The organism is Agromyces humi (assembly GCF_009720255.1).
GTDB lineage: Bacteria > Actinomycetota > Actinomycetes > Actinomycetales > Microbacteriaceae > Agromyces > Agromyces humi.
Genome location: NZ_WJSP02000275.1, coordinates 1 through 5,105 on the forward strand (window position 1 = coordinate 1; position 5,105 = coordinate 5,105).

4 protein-coding genes and 1 pseudogene are annotated in these 5,105 nt (G+C 70.6%); 1 reads left to right on the plus strand and 4 read right to left on the minus strand.

From position 1 onward, the window contains the following. Window positions 1–334: 334 nt before the first annotated feature. Window positions 335–1,615: a phosphopyruvate hydratase gene (eno, locus tag GH736_RS16885; protein ID WP_159605412.1), complete on the minus strand. Its 1,281-nt coding sequence runs from the start codon at window positions 1,613–1,615 to the stop codon at window positions 335–337. Between the two features lie 265 nt (window positions 1,616–1,880). Beyond that, window positions 1,881–2,849, minus strand: a complete 969-nt coding sequence (locus GH736_RS16890; protein WP_159605414.1) for an RNA polymerase subunit sigma-70 — start codon at window positions 2,847–2,849, stop codon at window positions 1,881–1,883. 175 nt (window positions 2,850–3,024) lie between these two features. On the opposite strand from GH736_RS16890, the gene GH736_RS16895 reads away from it, so the two are divergent. Next, window positions 3,025–3,771 (plus strand): SDR family NAD(P)-dependent oxidoreductase, encoded by a 747-nt coding sequence (locus tag GH736_RS16895; RefSeq protein ID WP_159605416.1) that lies wholly within the window; start codon window positions 3,025–3,027, stop codon window positions 3,769–3,771. Between the two features lie 76 nt (window positions 3,772–3,847). Here the strand turns inward: GH736_RS16895 and GH736_RS16900 are convergent. After that, window positions 3,848–4,987 (minus strand): annotated as a pseudogene (locus GH736_RS16900) (histidine--tRNA ligase); the annotation flags it as partial. Beyond that, the coding region (locus GH736_RS16905; RefSeq protein WP_328596890.1) for an OB-fold domain-containing protein at window positions 4,941–5,105 on the minus strand (165 nt) is incomplete at its 5' end. The gene GH736_RS16905 and the pseudogene GH736_RS16900, both read right to left, overlap by 47 nt.

Genomic DNA, 5,105 nt, shown 5'->3' on the forward strand with positions numbered 1-5,105 from the left:
CGGTCGGTGCCGGGGCCGCCGCATCCGTCCGCCGTCTCGCGACGCGACCCGGACTCCGCGTGGAGGACGCATGAGCGCCCGGTCGCACCTCTCGACGCCAGGGCTCCTCAGTCGCGCGGGCCCACGGTGGACGACGGTCGGGGCTTCCCGGCGGTTCCACCGGTGCCGGCGGCCTTCGGGCGGGGCGACGACAGGGCGTCGGCGTTGGCGGGCCGGCGCGGCACGCCCGACGAGCGCGGAGGGCGCGGAGCATCCGGATGCATCGCCCCTCCTCACTGTCCCGGGAAGCAGAACGGGGGCGGCCCAACGGCCGCCCCCGTCGTGATCAGGCTGGTCAGGCCGTGAATCGGGGGAACGCCGTGCGGCCCGCGTACACCGCGGCCTCACCGAGCTCTTCTTCGATCCTCAGGAGCTGATTGTACTTCGCAACCCGCTCGGAACGGGCGGGCGCGCCCGTCTTGATCTGGCCGCAGTCGGTGGCGACGGCGAGGTCGGCGATGGTCGTGTCCTCGGTCTCGCCCGAGCGGTGCGAGAGCACCGCGGTGTAGCCGGCGCGCTGCGCGAGCTTCACGGCGTCGAGCGTCTCGGTGAGCGTGCCGATCTGGTTGACCTTCACGAGGATCGAGTTGCCGGCGCGCTTGGCGATGCCGTCGGCGAGGCGCTTCGGGTTGGTGACGAAGAGGTCGTCGCCGACGAGCTGCAGCTTCGAGCCGAGCTGCTCGGTGAGCGCCGCCCAGCCCTCCCAGTCGTCCTCGGCGAGTGGGTCCTCGATGGAGATGAGCGGGTAGGCGGCCGCGAGCTCGCCGTAGTACGCGCTCATCTCGGCCGACGTGCGGTCCTTGCCCTCGAAGCGGTACACGCCGTTCTCGAAGAACTCTGTGGCGGCGACATCCAGCCCGAGCGCGATGTCGGTGCCGAGCGTGAAGCCGGCCTTGCCGATCGCCTCGGCGATGAAGTCGAGGGCGTCGCGGTTCGACGCGAAGTCGGGGGCGAAGCCGCCCTCATCGCCGAGGCCGGTGGAGAGGCCCTTCGACTTCAGGAGGCTCTTCAACGCGTGGTAGGTCTCGACGCCCCAGCGGAGGCCCTCGGAGTAGGTCGGCGCGCCGATCGGCAGCACCATGAACTCCTGGATGTCGACGCCGGTGTCGGCGTGGGCGCCGCCGTTGATGATGTTCATCATCGGCACGGGCAGCACGTGCGCGTTCGGGCCGCCGAGGTAGCGGAACAGGGGGAGGTCCGCCGAGTCGGCGGCGGCCTTGGCGACCGCGAGGCTCACGCCGAGGATGGCGTTCGCGCCGAGGCGGCTCTTGTTGTCGGTGCCGTCCGCCTCGATGAGGGCGGCGTCGACGAGGCGCTGGTCGGCGGCGTCGAGGTCTTCCACGGCGGGGCCGAGGTCGTCGAGCACGGCGTCGACGGCCTTCTGCACGCCCTTGCCGAGGTAGCGGTCGCTGTCGCCGTCGCGCAGCTCGTACGCCTCGAAGGCGCCGGTCGACGCGCCCGAGGGCACCGCCGCACGGGCGAGCGAGCCGTCGTCGAGCAGCACCTCGACCTCGACGGTCGGGTTGCCGCGCGAGTCGAGAATCTCGCGGGCGCCTACAGCTTCGATGAATGCCACAGTGAACTCCTCTGTGATGGGGGTGAGCGTCGGACGACTCCGTCGTGATCCGCAGGCCAGTCTAGTAATGCTCACGACTCGTGTTTCGACCGCCGGTCGCGACGGCGGCGCGCACTCACCACATCGGGCCGACGGATGCCGCGGGCGCGCGGCATCCGCCCGCTGCATCCATCTGGGGCATCCCCGAGGCATCCGCCCGCGGTATCCGCCCGCGGGTATCTCGGCGGCGTGATGCGCGCCGCGCTCCAGGCCTCCGACCGACCGATCACGCGAGCGTGTTGGGCAACCCGAGCCTCGCTGCGACGGACGTCTCGAAGTGCGTCATCTCGCAGACCTTGCCGCCTGCGAATCCGACCACGAGCACGCCGACGAGGTGGAGGCCCCCCGCGACGGGATCCCGCACGTACTCGCCCCATGCCGGCTGCCGGTTCGCATCGGTCGGCACCATGCGTTCGATCGCGTGACGGTGCGCGGCGACGGCGTCGAGGATTGACGCCGCCGCCTCGGTCCCGTGGTATTCGAACGGCAGCGGCGGCATCCGCACCCAGATGTCGTCGGTCATGAGGGCGACGAGGTCGTCGACGGCACCTGAGGTGAAGGCGGTCACGAACCTCTCGAGCAGCTCCGGGTCCGGGTCGATCGGGTCGGGGCGGGTCGGCGCGACCGCGAGTGCGGCGCGTGCTCGCTTGAGCGAGCCGTTCAGCGAGTCGACGGTCACGCCGAGCAGATCGGCGGCTTCCGCGGCGCGATACCCGAGCACGTCTCGCACGAGCAGCGCAGCGCGTTGGGGCGGCGGCAGGAGTTGCAACGCGCGCGTGAATGCCAGCGAGACGGCCTCCCGCGATTCGTACCGCGCCTCAGGACCTGGAGCGTCGTCGGGAAGGTCGTCCATCAGCGAGTCCGGATACGGCTGCAGCCACACGACCTCGCCGCGGCCCGTCGGCGGTGCTGCGGCGGTCTCGGGCTGCGGCGCGCGTCGACCGGTGCGCAGAAGGTTCAGACATCGGTTCGTCGCGATGCGGTAGAGCCAGGTGCGCACCGACGAGCGGCCCTCGAACCCCGAGAGGCCGAGCCATGCACTGAGCAGCGTCTCCTGCACCGCGTCTTCGGCGTCCTGGACCGAGCCGAGCATCCGGTAACAGTGCACCTGCAACTCCCGGCGGTGCGGTTCTGTGAGCGCGACGAACGCCGCGCGGTCGCCCTCTCGCGCGGCCTTGAGCAATCGCTCGGTCACCCCGCCCTCACCTTCTCGCCCACCGGGGGGATCCTCTCCCTGTTCCTCATTGTTGTCGACACCGCGAACGGGCCGAATTGGTCGCACCTATCGGATGGGTTCCTCGCAGGCCGTGACCAATTCCGGGCATCCGGTGCGTCTACATCCTCGAATCGATCTACGAAGGAGGCCCACCATGGCTACTGACAACTCTCTCGAAGGGCGCACGATCCTCGTCACCGGTGCGCGCCGCGGACTCGGCCGTGCGCTCGTGGAGGAGGCGCTGGATCGCGGAGCGACCCACGTGTACGCTGCCACGCGCACCCCGTTCGATCATCCCGACGCGCGCGTGACACTGCTGAGGCTGGATGTCGCAGACCCACGCTCGATCGAGCGGTCGGCCGCGCAGGTGCCGGAGCTCGACCTGCTCATCAACAACGCCGCGATCGGCATGTACGACGATCTCACCGATCGCGGCATGCTCGAGCACCACTTGGAGGTGAACGTGCTCGGCCCGCTGACCCTGACGAACGCACTTCTGCACGCCCTTCGCGCCCGCAGCGGAACGGTCGTGAACCTCGGATCCATCGCGGCGCTCGCGAACCTGCCGATCATGCCCTCGTACTCGATCTCGAAGGCCGCGCTGCTCTCGCTGTCCCAAGCGCAGCGCGGGCTGCTGGCGCGGCACGGCGTCCGGGTGCACGCCGTACTCGCCGGACCGATCGACACCGACATGACGCGCGAACTCGCGATCCCAAAGACGGCGCCCTCGCTCGTGGCATCCGCCGTCTATGACGGGCTCGAGCGCGGCGACGATGAGATCTTCCCCGACCCGGCCTCGCAGCATTTCGAGGAAGCCTGGAACAACGGGCCGCTCAAGGCATTCGAGCGTGCCAACGCCGCCTTCCTGGCGCCGGCCGAATATGCGGCACCGCGAGGCTGACGCTCAGGGTGCACTCCCGAACTCCGCATCGCGATCGAGCACGACGGCGACGGCCACCGCGAAGCCGGGCGGGCGGTTACGTGCCCAGGTCGCGGAACGCGAGCGACGAGGCATCCGTCGTCTCGGTCGTCACGGTCGCGAACGCGTCGAAGCCGTCGGCGGTCACGCGGTCGAGCAGCCCGCGCAGGTTCTTCACCCGGCGTTCGAACCGCACGCGGGCTCCGGATGCCACGAGCTCGTGCTTCAGCGCGAGCAGCGACGCCGGTTCGACGTCGGCGTCGTACACGAGCACGACGGCGCGCGGACGCGCCTCGTCGCGCACGGCGAGCAGGTCGACGATGCGCTCGAAGCCGATCGAAAACCCGCAGGCGGGCACCTCCTGGCCGAGGAATCGCCCGATCATGTGGTCGTAGCGTCCGCCGCCGCCGAGCGAGTAGCCCAGGTCGGGGTGGGCGATCTCGAAGATCGTGCCCGTGTAGTAGCCCATGCCGCGCACGAGCGTCGGGTCGAACTCGATCGCCGCGTCGGGAAGGGCATCGCCGAGGGCCCGGAGGTCGGCGTACGCGTCGAGGTCGAGCCAGGCGGGGGGCCGAACGACCCCGTCGTGCAGGTGCCAGTCGGCCGTGGTCAGCGCCTCGAGCTCGGCCGCGACCTCCGACTCGCGCTCGATCACGCCGAGTGCGGCGAGTTCGGCCGCCACTCCCCCGACCCCGATCTTGTCGAGCTTGTCGATCGTGATGAGGGCGCGCTCGCGGAGGTCGTCGGGCACACCCCAGGAGGCGAGGATGCCGGCCAGGATGCGCCGGTCGTTGAGGCGGATGGTGCAGCCGCCGAGCCCCAGCGCGTCCAGCGTCGCCAGCGTGGCGGTGAGGAGCTCGAGCTCGGCGAGCGGACCGGCCTCGCCGATGATGTCGATGTCGCACTGCACGAACTGGCGGTAGCGACCCTTCTGCGGGCGCTCGGCGCGCCAGACCGGCGCGATCTGGATCGACCGGAACACCGGTGGCAGCGCAGCGCGGTGGGTGGCGTAGAACCGGGCGAGGGGCACCGTGAGGTCGTAGCGCAGGCCGAGGTCGGCGAGCGAGAGTGCGTCGCCGGATGCCGCGGCGGCGGCGAGGTCGTCGGGGGTCAGGCCGCGCTTCATCACGGCGAATGCGATCTTCTCGTTGTCACCGCCGAGGCCGGCGTGCAGCCGCGACGAGTCCTCCATCACGGGAGGCGAACCCGAAGAGGGTCAGTGCATCCTCCAGTACGACGAGGCTCGTATGCACCGAGGCCTCGTGCCCCTCGCGGCACGCCAACGCGAATGCGGGGGTGGTGTTGACGTGGAACCC

Bases quoted from the DNA above. Each gene is read 5' to 3' on its own strand.
- GH736_RS16895 (WP_159605416.1), top strand. From the start codon at position 3,025: ATGGCTACTGACAACTCTCTCGAAGGGCGCACGATCCTCGTCACCGGT.